This window comes from Amycolatopsis sp. GM8 (genome assembly GCF_021653975.1).
Lineage (GTDB): Bacteria > Actinomycetota > Actinomycetes > Mycobacteriales > Pseudonocardiaceae > Amycolatopsis_E.
Genome location: NZ_JAJKFK010000003.1, coordinates 102,456 through 121,659, shown reverse-complemented (window position 1 = coordinate 121,659; position 19,204 = coordinate 102,456). Strand labels below are relative to the sequence as shown.

Annotated in this window: 21 protein-coding genes; 14 read left to right on the top strand and 7 right to left on the bottom strand. The window is 70.1% G+C overall.

Annotated elements, in window-relative coordinates:
• Positions 1-107: 107 nt before the first annotated feature.
• Positions 108-2,702 (bottom strand): LuxR C-terminal-related transcriptional regulator, encoded by a 2,595-nt coding sequence (locus tag LOZ83_RS13740; protein ID WP_236790915.1) that lies wholly within the window; start codon positions 2,700-2,702, stop codon positions 108-110.
• 179 nt (positions 2,703-2,881) lie between these two features.
• Between LOZ83_RS13740 and LOZ83_RS13735 the strand changes: the two genes are divergently transcribed.
• Both LOZ83_RS13735 and LOZ83_RS13730 read left to right on the top strand, forming a co-directional pair.
• Positions 2,882-3,115, top strand: a complete 234-nt coding sequence (locus tag LOZ83_RS13735) for a hypothetical protein (protein ID WP_236790914.1) — start codon at positions 2,882-2,884, stop codon at positions 3,113-3,115.
• 16 nt (positions 3,116-3,131) lie between these two features.
• On the top strand, positions 3,132-4,478 hold the full coding sequence (locus LOZ83_RS13730; protein ID WP_236790913.1) for a hypothetical protein: 1,347 nt from the start codon (positions 3,132-3,134) through the stop codon (positions 4,476-4,478).
• On the opposite strand, the gene LOZ83_RS13725 is transcribed toward LOZ83_RS13730, so the two are convergent.
• From LOZ83_RS13725 to LOZ83_RS13715, 3 genes are read right to left on the bottom strand one after another with little or no spacing between them, the layout of a single operon-like run.
• Entirely contained in the window at positions 4,425-4,901 is a 477-nt protein-coding gene (locus tag LOZ83_RS13725) for a hypothetical protein (protein WP_236790912.1), read from the bottom strand. The genes LOZ83_RS13730 and LOZ83_RS13725 overlap by 54 nt on opposite strands.
• Positions 4,901-5,461, bottom strand: coding sequence for an RDD family protein (locus LOZ83_RS13720; RefSeq protein ID WP_236790911.1), 561 nt, complete (start codon positions 5,459-5,461; stop codon positions 4,901-4,903). Before LOZ83_RS13720 ends, LOZ83_RS13725 begins: the two co-directional genes overlap by 1 nt.
• Entirely contained in the window at positions 5,442-5,891 is a 450-nt protein-coding gene (locus LOZ83_RS13715; protein WP_236790910.1) for a hypothetical protein, read from the bottom strand. Before LOZ83_RS13715 ends, LOZ83_RS13720 begins: the two co-directional genes overlap by 20 nt.
• A gap of 125 nt (positions 5,892-6,016) precedes the next feature.
• Here LOZ83_RS13715 and LOZ83_RS13710 point away from each other — a divergent pair, with 125 nt between their 5' ends.
• The gene (locus LOZ83_RS13710; RefSeq protein WP_236790909.1) at positions 6,017-7,375 is read left to right on the top strand and encodes a diacylglycerol kinase family protein; all 1,359 of its coding nucleotides are present in this window, start codon (positions 6,017-6,019) and stop codon (positions 7,373-7,375) included.
• 7 nt (positions 7,376-7,382) lie between these two features.
• Here the strand turns inward: LOZ83_RS13710 and LOZ83_RS13705 are convergent, their stop codons facing one another.
• The gene (locus LOZ83_RS13705; protein ID WP_236790908.1) at positions 7,383-7,889 is read right to left on the bottom strand and encodes a DUF1269 domain-containing protein; all 507 of its coding nucleotides are present in this window, start codon (positions 7,887-7,889) and stop codon (positions 7,383-7,385) included.
• A gap of 116 nt (positions 7,890-8,005) precedes the next feature.
• On the opposite strand from LOZ83_RS13705, the gene LOZ83_RS13700 reads away from it, so the two are divergent.
• The 3 genes from LOZ83_RS13700 (at position 8,006) to LOZ83_RS13690 (ending at position 9,485) form a co-directional block, all read left to right on the top strand.
• Positions 8,006-8,419, top strand: coding sequence for a hypothetical protein (locus LOZ83_RS13700; RefSeq protein ID WP_236790907.1), 414 nt, complete (start codon positions 8,006-8,008; stop codon positions 8,417-8,419).
• A gap of 170 nt (positions 8,420-8,589) precedes the next feature.
• The gene (locus tag LOZ83_RS13695) at positions 8,590-8,973 is read left to right on the top strand and encodes a hypothetical protein (protein ID WP_236792076.1); all 384 of its coding nucleotides are present in this window, start codon (positions 8,590-8,592) and stop codon (positions 8,971-8,973) included.
• Positions 8,970-9,485 (top strand): hypothetical protein, encoded by a 516-nt coding sequence (locus LOZ83_RS13690; RefSeq protein ID WP_236790906.1) that lies wholly within the window; start codon positions 8,970-8,972, stop codon positions 9,483-9,485. The genes LOZ83_RS13695 and LOZ83_RS13690 overlap by 4 nt, the downstream gene beginning before the upstream one ends.
• 203 nt (positions 9,486-9,688) lie before the next feature.
• On the opposite strand, the gene LOZ83_RS13685 is transcribed toward LOZ83_RS13690, so the two are convergent.
• On the bottom strand, positions 9,689-10,225 hold the full coding sequence (locus LOZ83_RS13685; RefSeq protein WP_236790905.1) for a hypothetical protein: 537 nt from the start codon (positions 10,223-10,225) through the stop codon (positions 9,689-9,691).
• A gap of 146 nt (positions 10,226-10,371) precedes the next feature.
• Between LOZ83_RS13685 and LOZ83_RS13680 the strand changes: the two genes are divergently transcribed.
• Positions 10,372-12,585, top strand: coding sequence for a protein kinase (locus LOZ83_RS13680; protein ID WP_236790904.1), 2,214 nt, complete (start codon positions 10,372-10,374; stop codon positions 12,583-12,585).
• A gap of 208 nt (positions 12,586-12,793) precedes the next feature.
• A complete protein-coding gene (locus LOZ83_RS13675; protein ID WP_236790903.1) occupies positions 12,794-12,994 on the top strand; it encodes an RGCVC family protein in 201 nt (66 codons plus the stop codon).
• Positions 12,995-13,107: 113 nt separating this feature from the next.
• Here the strand turns inward: LOZ83_RS13675 and LOZ83_RS13670 are convergent, their stop codons facing one another.
• Entirely contained in the window at positions 13,108-13,620 is a 513-nt protein-coding gene (locus LOZ83_RS13670; RefSeq protein ID WP_236790902.1) for a DUF5994 family protein, read from the bottom strand.
• A gap of 407 nt (positions 13,621-14,027) precedes the next feature.
• Here LOZ83_RS13670 and LOZ83_RS13665 point away from each other — a divergent pair, with 407 nt between their 5' ends.
• The 6 genes from LOZ83_RS13665 (at position 14,028) to LOZ83_RS13640 (ending at position 18,955) form a co-directional block, all read left to right on the top strand.
• Complete coding sequence (locus tag LOZ83_RS13665) at positions 14,028-14,528, top strand: DUF5994 family protein (protein ID WP_236790901.1); 501 nt, start codon at positions 14,028-14,030, stop codon at positions 14,526-14,528.
• A gap of 65 nt (positions 14,529-14,593) precedes the next feature.
• Positions 14,594-15,199, top strand: coding sequence for a GNAT family N-acetyltransferase (locus tag LOZ83_RS13660; RefSeq protein WP_236790900.1), 606 nt, complete (start codon positions 14,594-14,596; stop codon positions 15,197-15,199).
• 14 nt (positions 15,200-15,213) lie between these two features.
• A complete protein-coding gene (locus LOZ83_RS13655; RefSeq protein WP_236790899.1) occupies positions 15,214-16,422 on the top strand; it encodes a N(5)-(carboxyethyl)ornithine synthase in 1,209 nt (402 codons plus the stop codon).
• A 12-nt stretch (positions 16,423-16,434) separates the two neighbouring features.
• On the top strand, positions 16,435-16,593 hold the full coding sequence (locus LOZ83_RS13650) for a DUF6307 family protein (protein WP_236790898.1): 159 nt from the start codon (positions 16,435-16,437) through the stop codon (positions 16,591-16,593).
• Positions 16,594-17,052: 459 nt separating this feature from the next.
• Positions 17,053-17,208 (top strand): N,N-dimethylformamidase beta subunit family domain-containing protein, encoded by a 156-nt coding sequence (locus tag LOZ83_RS13645; protein WP_236790897.1) that lies wholly within the window; start codon positions 17,053-17,055, stop codon positions 17,206-17,208.
• Positions 17,209-17,377: 169 nt separating this feature from the next.
• Positions 17,378-18,955 carry a long-chain fatty acid--CoA ligase gene (locus LOZ83_RS13640; RefSeq protein WP_236790896.1) on the top strand — a complete coding sequence of 526 codons (1,578 nt, stop codon included), beginning with the start codon at positions 17,378-17,380 and terminating at the stop codon, positions 18,953-18,955.
• Positions 18,956-19,204: the final 249 nt, after the last annotated feature.

The following is a 19,204-nucleotide window of genomic DNA, read 5'->3' as shown; positions in this document are numbered from 1 at the left end:
GGCTGCTCTGCCCGAGTTGACGTATACGCGTATAACCAGCCATTTAGGCAAACTATTGAGCCGGGCCGCGCTCTCCTAGGGGCGAAGGGCCCCTACTCAGCGTGTCGTTATCCCGTGCTGTCACCGTTCTCGGCGTCCAGCAGGCCTCGGCGCATCGCGACCGCGACCGCGTCCCGGCGCCGCCGCACGGACAGTTTCGCGTAGATCCCGCGCACATGTGTCTTGACGGTGTTCGGCGAAACGGTCAGGTCCTCGGCGATCTCGTCGATGGAGCGCAGGGTCGGCAGCAGGCGCAGCACACTCTGCTCGCGGTCGGTCAGCGGCGCGGGCAACGGCGGCGGGTCGAGCGACCGCCGCCGCTGCAGCAGCCGGACCGTGAAGCGATCGCGCTTACCCAGCCTGCCCAATTGGGCGGTGAGCTCGTCGGCGACCTGCGCCGGGGCGCACACCAGCGGGAACCACACGCCGGATCCCTCGCTCCAGGACAGCGCCTGCGCCAGCATCCGGTGTGCGCGCGCCCGTTCGCCGGTGCCCAGCATGGCCACCACGGCCACCACGGCCGCCTCGATGGCCGTCCACGACAACGTCGCCGGGACGTCGCCTTCGAACAGGGAACCGGCCATCGTGGCCGCCAGATCGTTGCGGCCCAGCGCCAGCTGCGCCCGCGCCCGCAGGAGCAGCAGTTCCGCGCGCTCCACGCCCATTTCCTGGGCCCAGTGCAGTACCTCCCTGGCCCGCTCACCCGCGCCGAGCAGCAGCGCGGCGCGCTGTTCGAGCACCGCGCACAGCGCCACATCCTCGGCCGGCGCGCGGCCGGTCAGCGACGCCCGCACCTCGTCCATCCGCCGCAGCCCGCTGCGCCACCGGCCGAGTTCGAACTCGGCCGCGCCCGCCAGCACCGCCGCCGCGGGGCCGGCGCCCGGTTGCCGCGCGGACCCGTCCCCGGGCACCAGCTCGATGCACGCGGGCAGGTCGGCGCGCAGGAAAGCGTGGTATGCCAGCAAAACCGAAGTGGCCGCGCCATCGACCGTGCCGCGCCGGCCCGGTGCCCGGTTCCGGTCGGCGACGGCGCGGGCGAACCCGGCCATCGCCCGGTAGTCGCCGCACCGCTCGGCGATCTGCCCGAGCGTGGTCAGGCACCGCGTCGTGACGTGGTCCTGCCCTTGGCGCCGCGCGGACACGAGCACCGCACCGATCCGCCGGCGGGCCTGGGGGAGGGCCTGCTCGCTCAGCAGCGCGCTCTCCCGCTGGACCGCCGCGAGCAGCTCGAGACCGGTGTCCTCGGCCAGCGTCAGGTCGATCCGCGCCCCGGCCTGGGTCAGTTCGTGCTGGTCCCGGGACAGCTGGGCCCGGCGGGCGAGCGTGACGTCACGCAGGACGGTCAGCACCGCCGGCGGCCGTAGCGGCCAGCGCGCGTGGACCCGGCCCAGCTGCAGGTCGGCGGCGGCGCTCTCGCCGCGTTCGAGGTTCAGCGCGGCCAGCACGAGGGTGAACAGCGGGTCCACGGTCGGGTCGTCGAGTGCGTCGAGGGCGTAGCGGAGGACCTGGTGCGCGCCCGAGACGAACAGCCGCGCCGCGTACCGTGCCAAGAGCTCGGCGATCCGTGCCTGCTCACCCGCGCGGACGGCCTGCACGAGCGCGCCGACGGGGCGGTCCTGCCCGGCGAAGTGGTTCGAGGCCAGCAGGTGCAGCCGGGACAGGCGCGCCGGATCCCGCCGGACGAGGTCGGCCAGCAGGTAGCTGCGCACCAGCGGCGACAGGCGCGACTCACCCTCCGCGGCAGGGCTCAGCAGCATGGCCTGTTCGCTGAGCTCACGCAGCAGGGCCGCGGCGTCCTCCCGGCCGGACAGCGCCCTGGCCAGCTCCGGGGTCAGCGACCGGCACACACTGATCGCCTGCAGGAACTCCCGCGTGCTCACGGGGAGCGGGGAGAGCACCTCGTCGGCCAGGTATTCCTGCAGCGTGCGGTCCTGCCCGGCGAGGAACCGCTCGATCCCGTCGTCGCGGCCCGCCGCCTCCGCCGCGAGCCGCAGGCCTACCGCCCAGCCCTGGGACGCCTCGGTCACGCGGTCGAGCAGGCTCGGCGGGACGGTCACCCCGGAGGCCGCGAACATCGCTTCGGCTTCCGCCGCGGTGAACCGGAGGTCGTCGGCGCGCAGCTCGGTCAGCTCGTCGGCGAGCCGGAACCGGGCCAGCGACAGCGGCGGGGCGCGGCGGCCCGACAGCACCAGCCGCAGCCCCGCTGGCCGGTGCCGCACCAGCTGGTGCAGGCCGTGCCACGGCCCGGGTTCGGTCAGCTCGTCGAGGTCGTCGAGGACCAGCACCATGGGTTCCCGCTGCTCGTCGAGGATGTCGACCACCGACGCGAGGAACGCGGGATCCTCACTGGGACTCTCGGGCACGGCCAGCGCGGTCAATGCGGCGCCCTGCGTCATGGCCGGATGCGCGCTCAGCGCGTCCAGCAGTGCGGACCAGAAGTACCGCTCGTCGTTGTCGTACCCGTCGACCACGACCCAGACCGCGCGCCCGTGATGGTTGCCGTGCGCCAGCCAGTCGGCGAGCAGCAGCGTCTTGCCGAACCCGGCCGGCGCGCTCACCACCGTGACCGGCCGCTCGGCCGAGGTGTCTAATGTGGACAGTAGGCGGGGGCGGGAAACGAGGTACGGCGGAGGTTCCGGTGCCGCCAGCTTCGTGGTGGGCACTCGCCTGCGGGTACCGGAAGTGCCGGACAGCCCCATCGAACCTCCCGCCTTTCCTTTCATTCTGCGGGCTTTCTCCTCGCGCAGCCACCGGAGGACACCATCTCACCCCGCGGGGGCGAGGAAATGCTCGCCACAGCTGCCACTGTGGAGTTTCGATCGATCGTCTCTGGAGTGAGGAAATGACCGGCGCGAACTACGAATTCCGGGTACGCGGGCGCCTTTCCAAGCCGCTGCGCGATGCCGTTGGTGAGCTCGGCGACGTGCAGGTGGAACAGGCCACACCGGAGACCCTCATCTACGGCCAGGTGGCCGACCAGGCACAACTTCGCGGAATACTGGCACTTTTGGACAATCTCGGCCTGCGAGTGGTTTCGATGCACCGGATTCCCGCGCTGCCCGAAAGACCCGAGTGAACCGCGGAGGCGCACCATGTCGGACACGGTCGAGGAGAGCACCGCCCCGTTGACCGCCGGCGAGCGAGCCGAGCTGACCCGGCTCCGCGCCGAGGTGCGGACGCTGCGCGAGGCCCCGCGCCGGCGCGGATTCTCCTGGAAGTCCTTCGGAGCCGCGGTGCTGATCACGCTCGGCTGTGTGCTCGCGCCGTTGTCACTGCTGACCGTCTGGGTGCACAACCAGGTCGCCGACACCGACCGGTTCGTCGCGACGGCGAGCCCGCTCATCCGGGAGCCGTCGATCCAGGCGGCGGTGACGGATCGGGTCAGCGACACGATCTTCGGCTATGTCGACGTCCAGGCATTGGCCACCGAAGGCGTGCAGGCGTTGTCCGCGCAAGGAGTGCCGCCCCGTGTCACCGACGCGTTGCAGGGCCTCACCGGCCCGCTGACCTCCAGCGTGCAGAACTTCGTGCACGACCGGGTCGCCGGCATCGTCGCCAGCCCGGCCGTCGCCCAGCTGTGGGACCAGACGATCCGGACCGTGCACGGTCAGATGGACCAGGTGCTCTCCGGCAACAGCCAGGCCGTGACGGTCTCCAATGGCCAGGTGATGCTCGACCTCGGCCCGTTCGTCAACGCGGCCAAGCAACAGCTCGTGGCCAACGGGTTCGGCCTGGCGGCGCGGGTGCCCGACGTCCATCCGACGATCGCGATCGCCAACGCCACCCAGCTGGAACGGGCGCAGAACGCGTACTCGCTGCTGGACACCGTCGCGACCTGGCTGCCGTGGGTCATGCTCGTGCTGCTGGCACTGGGGATCTACCTCGCCAGGCGGCACCGGCGCGCGCTGATCGGCGCCGCATTGGGCATCGCGCTGTCGATGCTCGTCGTCGCGGGCGCGCTGCTCATCGTGCGCAGCGTGCTGATCGGGGCGGTGCCGCCGAGAGCGACGATCGCGACCTCGGACGCGTACGACATCTTCGTGCGGTACCTGCGCATCGGGCTGCGGACGATCTTCGCCGTGGGCATCGTGGTCGCGCTCGGCGCGTTCCTCGCCGGGCCGTCGGTCACCGCCGTCGCCATCCGCCGGGGCACCGTGAACGGGATCGCGCGGCTGCGCCGCGCCGCCCCGCAGTCCGGGCCCGTCGGCGCCTGGGTCTACGCCCACCGCACCCTGCTGCGGGTCGCGCTGCTCGCGATCGCCGTGCTGGTGTTCCTGTTCCTGAGCCAGCCGAGCGGCATCGCGGTGCTCATCATCGCGCTGGTGCTGCTGTTCTGCCTCGCGGTGGTCCAGTTCCTGGCCCGGCCACCCGAGGAGCACCCGCCGTCAGCCGGGAGTGGTGCTCTGGCAGACGGTGACGGCGCCACGCAGGGCGGTTAGCGCCGCGTTCGCCGCGGCCCGCATGCTCGCGACGTCCGGGGGCCGCGCGGTCAGCGCGGTCTGCAGCTGCTGCAGCGCGGCCTCGGCGGCGTCGAGCTGAACGCCCGCCTGCGCGCCGGCCGCCTCGCGGGCCGAGTCGATCGAATCGGACAGGTCGCTCGCCGCCGTCCGCACCTGGTCACCGGTCGCCTGGCCGCCGATGAACTGGGTCACCACGGTCACCAGCGCCTGGCCATCGGAAACGAGGCTGGCGCACTCGGGGCTGACCTGTTTGGAGGTCGTGGCCGGGCTGGTCGGCGACGGGCTGGCCGGCGGCGGGGGGCCGGGCGTGCTCGGGGTGTTGCCGCCGGACGAGCAGCCGGCGGCCACGATCGCCGCGACGGCGAGCGCCGCGGTGCCGGACAGGATTCGCGGTGTGGTCATCATCGTCCCTCTCCGCCGGAAACCTCACCACGGTCGCGCGGGCCGGTCCCGCGAGCCTCACGCGGTTCGGGTGAGCTGGCCTGCCAGTCGTAGACCACGGCTGTGCGCAGCACTATGTCCTGCAGCGACCTGCGCTTCGGCCCGATGGCCCAGAGCAGCCCCGCCGGGAAGAAGACGCACGCCACGGCACGCAGCAGCGCGGGCGCCCACCGCGGCGGCCGGCCACGCCGGTCGAGCACGCGCACGCCGAACAGCTGGCCGCCGGCGGTCCGGCCGGTGACCGCCCAGCAGAGCGCGAAATAGCAGACCGCCACGCCGAGACCCGTCCCGAGGAGCACCGCCCGCGGCGGGGCGGGGAACCGGAACCCGACCGGGTCCAGCACGAACACCACGCCGGTGGCGCCGAGGTAGAGGCCGGCCAGAATCACCGCCAGCACCACGACGTCGACAACGACGGCGACCGTCCGGCTGACGATCCCGGCGTGGCGGCCCTGGTGTGTCCTGGCCTCGCGAGGGAGCGGGCTCTCCCACTGCGGCGGGTCAGCGAGCCCGCTTCCCACGCTCGTCCGCCGCCCTTCGCGGGCGCAGCACCGTGCCCGTCCAGCGCCCCACCGTGTCGTCGGCCGCCATCAGCCGGAGCCGGGCGTCGCGCACCGCGTCACCGGCGACCGACCCCGTCGAGACCCGGATCAGTTCCGGCAGGCCGATCTCGTCGATCACGTCCCGCACGATGCCGGCCAGATCCAGCCGATCCAGCACGTCCATCACCGCAACCGGCGCCACCGCACCGAAAACGCGCATCGCCGCCTGCCGGTCCCGGGCGCCGCGCTCGGCGAGCCGGCGCAGCGGAGCGGGCCAGTTTTCGGGGCGCGGCACCAGGTTCACGACCGGCGCCGCGGTCCGCAGGCAGATCCCGGCGACGGTCGTCGCCGCGCCGAGCGCGGCGTCGGCGGCCGCGAGCGCGGTCTGACGTGGCTCCGGGGGGACCATTCCGGTGACGATGCCGCGCCCGGCACCGGCGGTCCTCACCCGCCGCAGGTGTTCTTCAGTTCATCCCGGCCGGGCGAAGCCGCGGCACCGGGCGCCGCCGACGCTGACCGCGAGGAGGCGCCGCCATGACCGAACACACCACCCGGCCCTCGGCCGGCCGCCGGGTACTGGCCGCCGTCGCGCTGGTTTCGGCCGCCGCCGCGTTCGCGGTGGGTATCGCCGCGCTCGTGCGTAGTCCCCTGCAGGTCATCGCCGCGGTGCTGCTGACGGCGGTCGTGCTCGGCGCGGCGTGGGCCGCTCTGGTGAGCAAGGGAATCCGCCGCGTGCTCGCGATCGTCCTGGCCGTGCTCGCGATCGCGGGCACCTTCGCCTTGCCCGGTTTGCGGACCTACCTGTTGTTCGTGGTGCTGGCGGTTCTCTGCGCGCTGGCGGCCTGGGCGGCGCGGGTCGCGCTGGGGTCCGACCTCACCGGTCCCGCGGACACCCGTGACGTCCGGCCCGCCCGGCGCGGGGTGCTGCTGATGAACCCCTGGTCCGGCGGCGGCAAGGTCGAGCGGTTCCATCTCGCGGACGAGGCCAGGACGCGCGGTGTGATCCCGGTCGAGCTGTCCACCGACGACGATCTCCGCGAGCTGGCCGAGGGCGCGGTCGCGGGCGGCGCCGATGTGCTGGGCATGGCCGGGGGAGACGGGTCGCAGGCCATCGTCGCCGATGTGGCTTCGCGGCACGGCATCGCGTTCGTCTGCGTGCCCGCCGGCACCCGCAACCACTTCGCGCTCGACCTCGGGCTCGATCGCGAGAAGGTCGTCGTCGCGCTGGACGCCTTCGGGCAGGCCGTCGAGCGCCGCGTCGACCTGGCGAAGCTGGGCGATCGGGTGTTCGTGAACAACGCGTCGCTCGGCGTCTACGCCACCGTGGTGCAGTCGCCCCAGTACCGGGAAGCCAAGGCGGCGACGGTCGCGCAGCAGCTGCCCGACCTGCTCGGGCCGCAGGCCGAACGCCCGGACCTGCGGTTCACCGCCCAGGACGGCACGCCGCGGGGCTCCGCCGACGTCCTGCTGGTCTCCAACGGCGCCTACCGGCTCGATCACCTCGCCGGGTTCGGCACCCGCGAGCGGCTCGACTCGGGCGAGCTGGGCATCGTGACGGTCACGGTCGACCGGGCCCGGGACGTGCCGGCCCTCGTTTCTGCCGAGATGACCGGGCGGCTGTCCCGCTTCCCCGGCTACCAGTCCTGGCTCGCGCGGGATTTCGTGGTCGAGTCGGATCGCCCGCTGGTCGAGGTCGGCGTCGACGGCGAAGCCCTGCGGCTGCCGCCGCCACTACGGTTCCACTGCCTGCCCGGCGCGTTACGGGTCCGCGTGCCGCGCGGCACGCCCGGCGCCTCACCGGCGGCGGTTTCGCCCACCGGACCGAAGGCCGTCGCGACCGCGCTGCTCCTGGTGCTGGCCGGGCGGCCGGCCCGGAAGCAGCGGGTCGCGTGACGGCGGTTCAGACGGTGTGTGCCTCGGTCTCTTCGGAAAACGCCTCGCGCAGCCGGTCTTCCTGCTCGCGGGACAGGTTGGTCGTGATGAGCGTGGCGCCGGTCTGCTTGAACGGCTCCAGCACCCGGTCGGCCACGGCCTCGGTGGTCATCACGAACAGCGCCGACGTGCCGGGGACGACATGCGCGCGCACGCTGCGAATGAAGTCCTCGTCGATCCCGCCGTGCGCCATCGAACCGGCGAGTGCCCCGACCGCCGCGCCGACGGCCATGCCCAGCAGCGGGATGAAGAAGATCAACCCGAACAGGAAGCCCCAGAAGGTGCCGCCGAGCGCGCCGGTGCCGGTGAGCTTGCCGAGCTCCTTCGTCTTGGGCTTCTTCCTGCCTTCCGGCCAGGTGACGTACGCGGCGTCGCTGACCTTGATGAGCTGTTCCTTCTGCAGCCTCGTGAGCAGGCCGAGCGCTTGCTCCGCCCCGCCCGCCGAGTCGAACTTCCACACCGTCAAGGTGCCCATGCCTCAGCCTCCTCGTTTTTGGGGATTCGCCCGCACTCTCCGGCCGCGGCGCGCCGATGCCATCACCCGCGACGTGTGAGGACGCCGGACCGGCCCGGCGTGACGGTGTGCACGTGATGAGCGACAGTCAGGCGAAAGCGCATCCGACGGGCTGGACCGGCTGGGTCAGTTTCGGCGGCATCATGCTGGTGCTGCTGGGCCTGTTCCACGCGGTCGACGGCCTGGTCGCGCTGCTCGATGACAACTACTACGCGGTGGGCCCGTCCGGGATGGCGATCAACGTCAGCTACACCGTGTGGGGCTGGTTGCATCTCGGGCTCGGGATCCTCGCGTTCGTGGTCGGTATCGGCGTGCTGTCCGGGCGGGCGGTGGCGCAGGCGGCCGCGGCCGTCATCGCGGCGGCGAGTGCCCTGGTGCATCTCGTGTTCATCCCCGCCTACCCGTTCTGGTCGATCATCGTGATCGTGCTGGACGTGCTGATCATCTACGCGCTGCTGGTGCACGGACGGGAGATCACGCTCGAGGAATAGGGGTCTCACCCGGCATGGGCGAGGAGGGGCCGGAGCGGCTTGCCACACCATGGGCGCCAACCGAAGGAGGGACCATGACTCAACACGCACAGTCCCAGTCGGGATTCTCGGCGACCGCCTCGACCGGACCCGTCACGACACAACCCCAGGCCCAGACCGCGGGCCGGACGATGTGGGTGGGCTGGATCTGGTTCGGCGGCGCCATGATGATCCTGCTCGGCATGTTCAACGTGATCCAGGGCCTGGTCGCGTTGTTCAACAAGAACTACTACGTGGTGGGCCCGCAGGGCCTGCTGGTGTTCAACCTGACCGGGTGGGGCTGGATCCACCTGATCGTCGGCGCGCTCGCCGTGGTCGCGGGGATCTTCCTGTTCACCGGTGCCGCCTGGGCGCGGGTCGTGGCCGTGGTGCTGGCGGTCGTGAACGCCGTCGCGCAACTGGCGTTCCTGTCGGCGTACCCGGTGTGGTCGACGATCATCATCGCACTCGACGTGCTGGTCATCTGGGCCGTGATCGTGCACGGCAGGGAAGTCCGTTCCGCCGACACCTGGTGATCGCGGTCGAGCCGCCGCGTGACGCGGCGGCCAGGCGTGCCGGCCGCCGCCGCGCGGCCGGCATCTACGGCGTGATCGTGACCGCGGCGATCCTGGCCGCGGTGGGGAACCAGCTCTCCACCGCGGCGCTCGCGATCGCGGTCGTGGTCACGCTGTTCGTGTACTGGCTGGCCGAGGAGTACGCGGAGCTGCTGGGCGAGCAGGTGGCCGACGGGAAGCTGCCCGCCCTCCGGCGGATCGGCGCGGAGCTCGCGGTGACCTGGCCGATGGTCACCGCGTCCGTCGGACCACTGGCGGTCGCCCTGCTCGCCCGCCTGGCCGGCGCCTCGACCCTGACCGCGGCGAACGCGGGCCTCGCGACGGCTGTCGTCGTGCTCACGTGGCACGCCTGGTCCGCCGGCCGCGCCGCGCGGCTGAGTGGGTGGCCGCTGGTCGGACTCACGGGCACCGGTGCCGCGCTGGGGATCGTGATGATCGTGCTGAAGAACTTCGTGCTCCTGAACCTCCACTGAACGGCAGTCCGCTCGATCCACCCGGATGAGACATCTTTGGCCAAAAGTGTCACATCGGCCGGCCGGTTTTGCTAGCGTTCGCTCCGATCGTTCCTGGCTGACGTGGGGGGACCGGCCTGATGATGGTGCGTCCGACGGTGGCGGTGTCTTTCGTGAGCCCGGAGACCCCGGGCTCACGAAAGGGTCCATTGTGGATCAGGGACTCAGTCGGTGACGTACCACTGGCCGCCGCGGTACTCCAGTACGGCGTCGCCCAGATCGCTGTCGGTGAACTTGGCGGTGGCCTTCACCGCGCTGGCCGGGATCTCGACCTTCGTCGCACTGTCCTTTTTGACCTTCGCCTGGTCCACCGTGGCACCTTGCAGCGCCCGCTTCTGCGCCGGGGAGATCATCTGGAACGTCACCGGGAACGTCTGCTCGCACGGCCCGAAGCCCTCGTCCTCGGCCTTTTTCGCGGCCGGGGCGGCGATTTCGCAGGCCGTCGCGAGATCTTCCTTGCCCACCGCGTGCAGGAACGTCTCGTACCGCTCGATCGCGCCGGCGGACGCGGATTGCCGCGTGGACGTGGCTTGCGGTGTGGATGCCGGGGTCGAGGGCGGCGCGGCCGGGGTCGAGGACGGTGCCACGGAGATCGCGGAGGTCTCCGACGCCGCCGGAGCGGCCGAGTCACCTCCGCCCGAACATCCGGCGACCAGCAGGACGGCGCCCACGGCCAGGAAGGGCAAAGTGCGAATGGACATGGAATACCTTTCGAGTCAGGAAGAACCACCGGAGCATAAGCGACAGTGGTGCCGTGGCGGGGCGGAATCGGGAAGGTTCAGACGAAGAATGTGAAATCGCACTTTTCGGTGGCGCCGGCGCCCGGTTGGTGATCTGATGCTGTGCTGTGAACCAAAAGTGGCAGGTCCCGGGCTTCGCCGAGGTGGACGAACTGGGTGCCGGCGGATTCGGCCGGGTCGTGCTCGCCAAGCACGAGGAATCGGGACAGCTTGTCGCGATCAAGTACCTTCGCGGCGAATTCCTGAGTGAACCGTGGGTCGCCGACGGGTTCCGTCGGGAAGCGTGGCTGCTGCGCGGGGTCACGAGCCCGCACGTCGTGCGCCTGTTCGAATTCATCGAGTCACCGCAGGGCGCGGCACTGGTGATGGAGGCCGTCCCCGGCGTGTCGCTGCGGGCGCTGCTCGCCGCCGAGGGGACGCTGGCCCCGGAGTCGGCGCTGGCGATCCTGAAGGGATCGCTGCTCGGGCTCGCCGCGGCGCACGCGGCCGGTGTCGTGCACCGTGACTACAAACCCGGCAACGTGCTGGTCTCCCGCGAGGGCGAGTCGAAGCTGGTGGACTTCGGTCTGGCCACATTGGACGGCCAAAGTGGACTGGCGGCAGGGTCGCCGTCCTACATGGCCCCGGAGCAGTGGGCCGGGCAGCCAGGGATCCCCGCGACCGACGTGTACGCGGCAACTTGCGTATTCTTCCAGTGCGTCACCGGGCACCGGCCCTTCGAGGCCGGCACCACCGAGCAGCTGCGGTCCCTGCACGAGCGCGGCTCCGTGCCCTTGGACGTCGTGCCCGAGGACCTGCGCCCGCTGATCGCGCGGGGGATGGCCAAGGATCCCGCGTGGCGGCCGGCGAGCGCCGAGGCGTTCGTGACCGAGCTCGAATCGGTCGCCCGCGCGGCCTACGGCAAGGACTGGGAGCGGCGCGGCTGGAAGCGGCTCGCCACCTCGGTCGCCGCGCTGACCGCCCTGACCCCGCTCGCGTTGCTGGCGACAGGGGGCATGGCCGCCGCACCGGTCGCCGCCGCGGGCGGCACGGGAACGGGCGTGGTGGCCGCGACCGTGGGCAAGATCGTCATCTCGGTCCTCGCGATCGGCGCGCTCGTCGCCGGCGGAGTGTGGGTCTACACCAGCCTCGGCGACCCGCCGCGGCAGGCGGCGTTGTCCGTGACGGTGCAAACCGCGGCCGGGCAGGATCCGGCGCTGCCCATCACGTACTCGCTGCAGTATCCCCAGGTGTCCGGGCACGCGGACGCCGCGGTGCAGCAACGCGTCAACGACGCCCTTCGCGCGCCCATCGACAAGCGGTTGCAGAGCCTGCGGCAGGAGCTGGCGGACCCGGACATCCTCGGCATGGTGCGGGAACGCGGTGACGTGCTGAAGGCGCACACGACGGCGGAAGTACTGCTCCAGACGACGGGCCTGCTGTCGGTCCGCTACGACCACACGCTCGACTCGGCCGTGATCGCCCATTCGAGCTGGCAGTTCCCCGAGACGGTCAACGTCGACCTGAGCACCGGCCAGGTGCTCGGGCCGCGGGAGATGTTCCGGCCCGAGGTCCTCACCGCGGCCGGGATGGACACGCTGACCGCCCGGCTGGGCCCGCACACCAGGAACGGCTTCTGCAGCACGCCGGCCATCGGCAGCTACGGCGGTGACCAGGTGTCCATCGACGCGTCCCAGGTTCAAGGTGCTGATCACGTGCCGGGCGCGGACATCGGCTTCACCGCGACCGGGGTCGATTTCCTGATCAAGTGGTACGAGCTCGGCTGCGATATGGCGTCCGGACAGGAAACGGTCTCACTGCCCTATGACGAGATCTCGGACCTGCTGCAGCCGCAACTGCTGACGATGCTCGGCCGGCAGCCGGCCTCGGCACCGGCGTCGTCCTCGGCTCGGCCGAGCGGGACGACGTATACCAATCCCCGGTTCGGTTTCAGCACGCTCGTGCCCGCCGGTTACACCGCGAGCCCGTACCACCCGGAGAACGGCGATGGCATGCAGTACACCAATGCCTCCCTGGGCGCGACGCTCACCGTGTGGGGCGCCAACGACGCCCGGACCGCCCAGGAGATCCTGGACGAGACGGCCCAGGAGATCGAGGGCGAGGGCGGCCAGGTGACCCATCAGCAGGTCGACGGCACCGCGTACACGATCTCCGGGTACGACGCCGGTGGCCAGATCTTCTACGAACGCGGCTACGCCGGGCCGGCCTCACGCGCCTGCCTGCGCTGGGGCTATCCGCGAGCGCACAAGGCCGACCTCGACGCGCCGGTCGAAGCCACCGTCAACGCCTTCCACCCCGGCGACCTCACCCGGCCGCATTGACCGTGGGTGCGCCGTCGCGGATGTGATGGACAAGCGGCGTGCCGGCCGCTCTCGAGCGTGGGGGAGCGGTTGAGCGTGCGCCGCGCAGGCCGTGACGGCGAGCGCGTACGGTGGGGGCATCGCTCCGGACCTTGGTGCACACCGGCCGAGCCGAAATACCGCCGAGGCGTGAATTCCTTCTCATGCGCGACCAACGAGAGGCCGAAACGTGGCGAGCACCGACGTGAAACCGGGAGTTACCGGCGTGGACGGCAGCGGGGGCGACAACGCCTGTACCGCTTGCCGACACAGCTGGAATTCGCATGATTCGATCGCCCGCCGCTACTGCACGGCGACGATGGCTGGCGGCGTCAGTCGCGGATGTGTCTGCGCCGGCAGGCAAAACGACATCAACAACAAAGAAGCATGACCGCGAAACCACGGCGACGTTCCAGTGCGGGTGGACGTTCACAACTGTCCTTTGTGGACAATTCACGTTGGACCGTGACCGCTCGGCATTCCTCGTCCGGAAATTTCGGTGACTCAGGGTGTGCTGGTCTCCGCTGCCGGGGTGCGCGGTGCCGGGACGTGCGGGTCCGACGGGCCGGCACCGATGCCGCTGTGGATCAGGATTTCCTCGGCTTGCTCGGTGTTCTCCGGGTTGGCCGCTCTGGCCAGCGCCTTCACGGCGGTCCGCCCGGCCGACTCCGGAGGAATGACCAGTAAGGCCATCCGGTGCCAGCCGCGCCCGGATACCAGCACGGTGTTCTCGTCCAGGAACCGGAATCCCACGAGCCGGACGGCGTGGCCATCGACCACCATATGGCGGGGCGTTTCGGTCCAGGCGTCGCTGTTGTAGGCCACCTGGTCCGGCCGGCCAAGGCGCCATTGAATTCCGGCGATCATCGCGGGAAACTCGGCGAGAGAGTCGCGTGACCGCGGCCACCAGGCGCCGTCGATCATTCCCATCGCCGCCGCTTGGGGTTTCAACGTCAACCGCAAGGCCTGGCGGGTGGTGTGGGAAGTGGTCCTGCGCAGGTGTGGGCCCGACGACATGTCGGCGCTCCTGTCCCCGGCCGGCACCCGGCCGGTACCGCTGTTCGCCGGTAGCGACGCCAACGTGATTGTCAGCGCGCGAAGTGCTTCCGGTGACATCCACACTACTCGCCACGCGGCTCGCACCGCGGCCGGGCCGGAGATGACGCGCCACCGCCCGGGACAGGCGCGCTCGCTAGGTGTCGCGTGTGGACGCAGCACACCTCGCGCTTACCGGTGCGTCCGCGATCCCGAGTCGCACATTCGACTCTCGCTACGAGAAACGCGTAGAACCATTCCGCCTCAAGTGGCCGAAATGGGCGTAGTGTGAGTGCCGTCGGGAGCATCTCGTACGCGAGTGGTCAAGCTCGTGTCGTCCTCGACAGTTTCAGGTCGGCCGCGCACGCGGCCAGGGACGGGAGATCGACATGATGTCGAGCCCGCGCACACCGATCGCCACCCCATCGGCCGTCACGGTCATCGAGCAGCCTCGGCACACGCTGCGCTTGCATTTGAAGCCGAAGGCGCCCACCACGGGGTTTGTCGACGGTGCGTGGTGGCCCCGGTCCCGGGACCTGGCAGCCGAACTACCAGCATTGCTTGCGGTGCTGGCAGTTCGGCCGGGCCGGATCGAGCGGGTGACCTACAACGTGACGATGTGGCGGCCGGCCGCTCGCCGTCTCACGACCGAGGGCCGGGCTGTTCGTTTGGAGGGGTTCGGTTCGCAGCACGCCGACACCGTCACGGTGACCGGTCAGGGCCGGCGGCGCTTGACTCTGCTGGTGGTGCCACCCGAAACCACGCCGGCGGGCGCGCACGACGCCATGATGAGGGCTTCGCGGCGGGGCAACGCCGACAACATCGAGGAGCTTCTCGCGGTTGGCCACCCCACACAGCGCTGGGAGGTTGATGGCGGCCAGGTCCGTTGACCACGGTGAGCAGGCTCGAGCCGGTTGACCTCGAATCGGTCGGCACAACCGGAAACGACCTTGCCATGAACACGAATGATCCGGCCGTGCCGGTACCGCGCCCACCGTTGAGCACCACGCGACTGACGTTGCGTGGCTGGCGGATCGACGATGCGCCCGCGGCGCTGGAGGTGTACGGGCACACCGCGGTGGCGCGGTGGCTCAGCCCGGTCATGGACCGGGTGCCCGATCTGGCGGCCATGCGCCTACTGTTGCAGCACTGGATCGCCGAAACCGCCCGGACGCCGTTGCCGGCCGGGCGCTGGGCCATCGAGCGACGCGGCGACGGACAGGTCATCGGTGGGGCGATTCTGCTTCCCCTCCCACCGGGTAACGAGGATCTCGAGATCGGCTGGCAGCTGCGCCCTGATTGCTGGGGCTACGGATATGCCAGCGAAGCCACCCATGTGCTGGCCGGCTGGGCGTTTCGCCATGACGTCGATGAGCTGTTCGCCGTCGTCCGCCCTGGGAACACCCGAGCCGCCGCGACCGTCCGCCGCAACGGCATGCAGTGGGTCGGCGAGACCGGTAAGTACTTCGGGCTCACCCTCCAGGTCTTCCGGCTCCGCCCGGCCGACCTCGACCGGGCAGCCCCTGAGGCCCACCTCCCGCCGGCCTTCGGCGGCAACTGATCAGAAAGGCGCCTGTGCACCAGGTCACTCTCGGAATCCTGTCACGGTCCGGTAAGGAAAACGAGCTTCGACTACCGATCCACCCCGCGCATTTCTCGCGCGTCGATGCGGACCTTCGCCGGCGCATCTATCTCGAACACGGTTATGGCGCGCGTTTCGGTGTGTCCGACGAACAGCTGGCGGCGTCGGTCGCCGGGCTGAGGTCCCGGGAGCAGCTGATCGCCGACTGCGACGTGATCCTGCTGGCCAAACCTCTGCCGGAGGATCTCGCGGAGCTGCGCCCCGGGCAGATGCTGTGGGGCTGGCCGCATTGCGTCCAGAACCGCAGGCTCACCCAGCGCGCCATCGACGGGCGGCTCACGCTGATCGCGTTCGAGGCGATGAACCACTGGAGTGCCAATGGGTCGTTCAACCTGCATGTGTTCCACACGAACAACGAGCTGGCGGGCTACTGCTCGGTGTTGCACGCCATGGCGCTCACGGGAACCACGGGTGACTACGGGCGCCGGCTGCGAGCGGTGGTGATCGGGTTCGGGGCGACCGCACGCGGAGCGGTGACAGCGTTGAACGCGCACGGCGTGCACAACATCGACATTCTCACTCAGCGCGGGATCACCGCGGTCGGCTCGCCGATCCACTCCGCGCGATTCGTGCACTTCGACCACGACGTGGCCGGCGGTACCGAACTGCGCCGCAGTCACGCACTCACTCCCGGCGGACGGGTCCCGCTGGCGGGATTCCTCGCCCAACACGACATCATCGTCAACTGCGTGCTGCAGGACACCGCCGCACCACTGACCTTCCTGATCGACGACGACCTCCCGGCACTCGCCCCGGGCAGCCTCATCATCGACGTCTCGTGTGACGAGGGGATGGGGTTCAGCTGGGCGAAGCCGACCTCGTTCACCCAGCCAACGTTCGTCGTCGGCGACAACGTCACGTACTACGCTGTCGACCACAGCCCCTCCTACCTGTGGAATTCCGCAACCTGGGAAATAAGCGAGGCGTTGCTGCCCCATCTGCGGGCGGTGCTCGCGGGACCGGCCGGCTGGGATGGCGACGAGACGCTCAAACGAGCCATCGAGATCCGCGACGGAACCATCCGCAACCGTGACATCCTGACCTTCCAGCACCGCAGCCCGGACTACCCCCACCAGGTGATGACCGTCGAGACAAGCTTGCCCGCCAACGGCGTCGACCCGGTCGACGCCGCCTTCGTGTAGAAAGAAGAAACGATGATGTCGAACACCGTAGTCGTATCCCGCTACGAGCAGCGCCTCCAGCTCGTCCAGAAAATTATCCGGAACGACACCGAACTTTCGGAAAAACAAGGCAGGGAACTCGCGGTTCGCCTGCTCCACACGCTCGACACGGTCCCGGAAACGGTGCGGTGAACCACGCCGGCCGCCGCGGCGCGGGTTCGGCCGCGGCGGCGCCGGAAACAGGTGATGCTCGATTCACCACGTGGTGCGGGTATCGCCGTTCGCAGCAGACCTGGCTGCCTGATCGTCCGGGACAGGTCGGTGATCGGGCTCATCGCCGGACCGCTGTCGCACCACCACCACCGGCCGGCGGGGCCCGGACGAGTGTCAAGCCCGGGTTTCGTGGTAGGCCAGCTGCTCCAGGAGCGGCGCGGCCTCCCGCGGGCGCGTCGGTCGCCGCGGATTTGAGTCGTCGCAACAGATCGCGGGCGTCGGGTGGTCCGACCGGGGCCAGCGCGAACGCGACATCGCCGAGCACCTCGGTGAACACGCCGCCGAGGCACGAGGTTTTGTCACGCTTCCGCCGGAGGCTCCCCGTGTCCCATTGGAGATGACGGTGCCCTCGTTACGAAGTCGATCTCATCAGCCAGCATGAATGGCATTTCTCACCCCGATATCCTGGCCGAATATGACTGCGCCGCCATCGCGGGCCATGACGAGTACTGGACCTGGGAAATGCGCGACGCGGTCGATTCCTACGTTGACCAGGGCGGCGGTGTCGCCCGATTTGCGGGGAACTTCGCCTAGCCGGACGGAGCCAGTTTCGAACGTGGGAACGGAAATGGGTTTCCATGCGGGAAGTTGTGAACGGGTGGCTGGGCTACTGAGGCAGGATCCCGCCGATTGGTGAGGAATCCCGATAGACTTCCGGGTAATAGCCGCACCGAATTGCTGCGCCAAAAGTGACGGAGGCCACGTGTCCGCGACGTTCAATCTCGCCCGCCTGCTCGACGACAGCGCCGGGAAGTACCCCGAGCGGGAGGCGATCGTCTTCCCGGCCACGGGCACGCGGCTGACATACGCGCAGGTGCGGGCAGCGGCCAACCAGGTCGCCAACCTGCTCGTCAGCCGGGGCATCAAGCACGGCGACAAGGTGGCGCTCAGCTGCGCGAACGTGCCGTACTTCTCCATCGTCTACTGGGGGATCCTCAAGGCCGGCGCCGCCGTGGTGCCGCTCAACGTGCTGCTCAAGGGCCGTGAGGTGGCCTATCACCTCGACGACTCCGACGCGAAGGCCTACTTCTGTTTCGAGGGCAGCGCCCAGCTGCCGATCGGCCAGGAGGGCCACGCCGGGTTCACCCGGACCGACAGCTGCGAGCACTTCTTCATGATCACCGCCGACCCCGCGGCCGACAGCCCGATCGAGGGCACCGAGACGCTGGGACAGGCGACCCAAAACCAGCCGACAGCGTTCGAGACCGTCGGGACCGACGAGGACGACACCGCGGTCATCCTCTACACCTCTGGCACGACGGGGCAGCCCAAGGGCGCGGAACTGCGGCACCGCAACATGCGCGACAACGCGCTCGCCGGCGCCGACATCTTCGCCGCGGACGCCGAGAAGCCCGACACGTGCCTGTGCGTCCTGCCGCTGTTCCACTCCTTCGGACAGACCGTCATCCAGAACGCCGGCGCGGCCTTCGGCGGCAAGGTCGTGATGCTGCCGCGGTTCGAGGCCGGGCCGGCGCTGGAGCTGATGGCGTCCGAGGGCGTGACGTTCTTCGCCGGTGTCCCGACCATGTTCTGGGGCCTCCTCCGAGCGCTCAAGGAGGCCGGCGACAAGGTCGACGTCGAGCAGCTGGCCAAGAACCTCCGCATCGCCATAGCCGGCGGAGCGGCGCTGCCGGGAGAGGTGCACAAGAACTTCAAGGAGCAGTTCGGCGTGACCATCCTCGAGGGCTACGGCCTCTCGGAGACCTCGCCGGTGGCGAGCTTCAGCCTGTACGGCGAGGAGCCGCGGGTCGGCTCGATCGGCGTCCCCATCCCCGGGGTGGAGATGAAACTGCTCGGTGCCGAGTCGTGGGACGAGATCGGCGACGGCGACGCCGTGGGCGAGATCGCCATCAAGGGCCACAACGTCATGAAGGGCTACTACGGCCGCCCCGAGGCGACCGAGGAGGCCATCCGGGACGGCTGGTTCCGCACCGGCGACCTCGGCCGCCGCGACGAGGACGGCTGGTACTACATCGTCGACCGGTCCAAGGACATGATCATCCGCGGCGGCTACAACGTGTACCCGCGCGAGATCGAAGAGGTGCTGATGACGCACCCGGCCGTGTCGCTGGCGGCGGTCATCGGCGTGCCGCACGACAGCCACGGTGAGGAGGTCAAGGCGCTCGTCATCCTCGAAAACGGTGCCACGATCACCGAGGACGAACTGGTCGCGTGGGGCAAGGAGCAGATGGCGGCGTACAAATACCCTCGCATCGTCGAGTTCGTGTCCCAGCTGCCCATGACCGCGACCGGCAAGATCCTCAAGCGCGAGCTGTCCTGACCACTCGGGGCTGAAGGCGATGGCCCGGATCCGGGCCATCGCCTCCCCAGCCGCCGGGTCGAGTGGAAATCCGAGTAGCGGCGCGATCTTCCGCCAGACACGTGGATGGCGTGCACGGTAGTCCGTGAGCACCCGGACGGTCTCCGCGGCGGTCAGGACGCGCGTCCGGGGTTCGCGGTCGCCCCAGCCGGAGACGACGACGAACTCCGGGATCCGCCGGTCGATGGCCATCACCTCGAGGATCGCCTC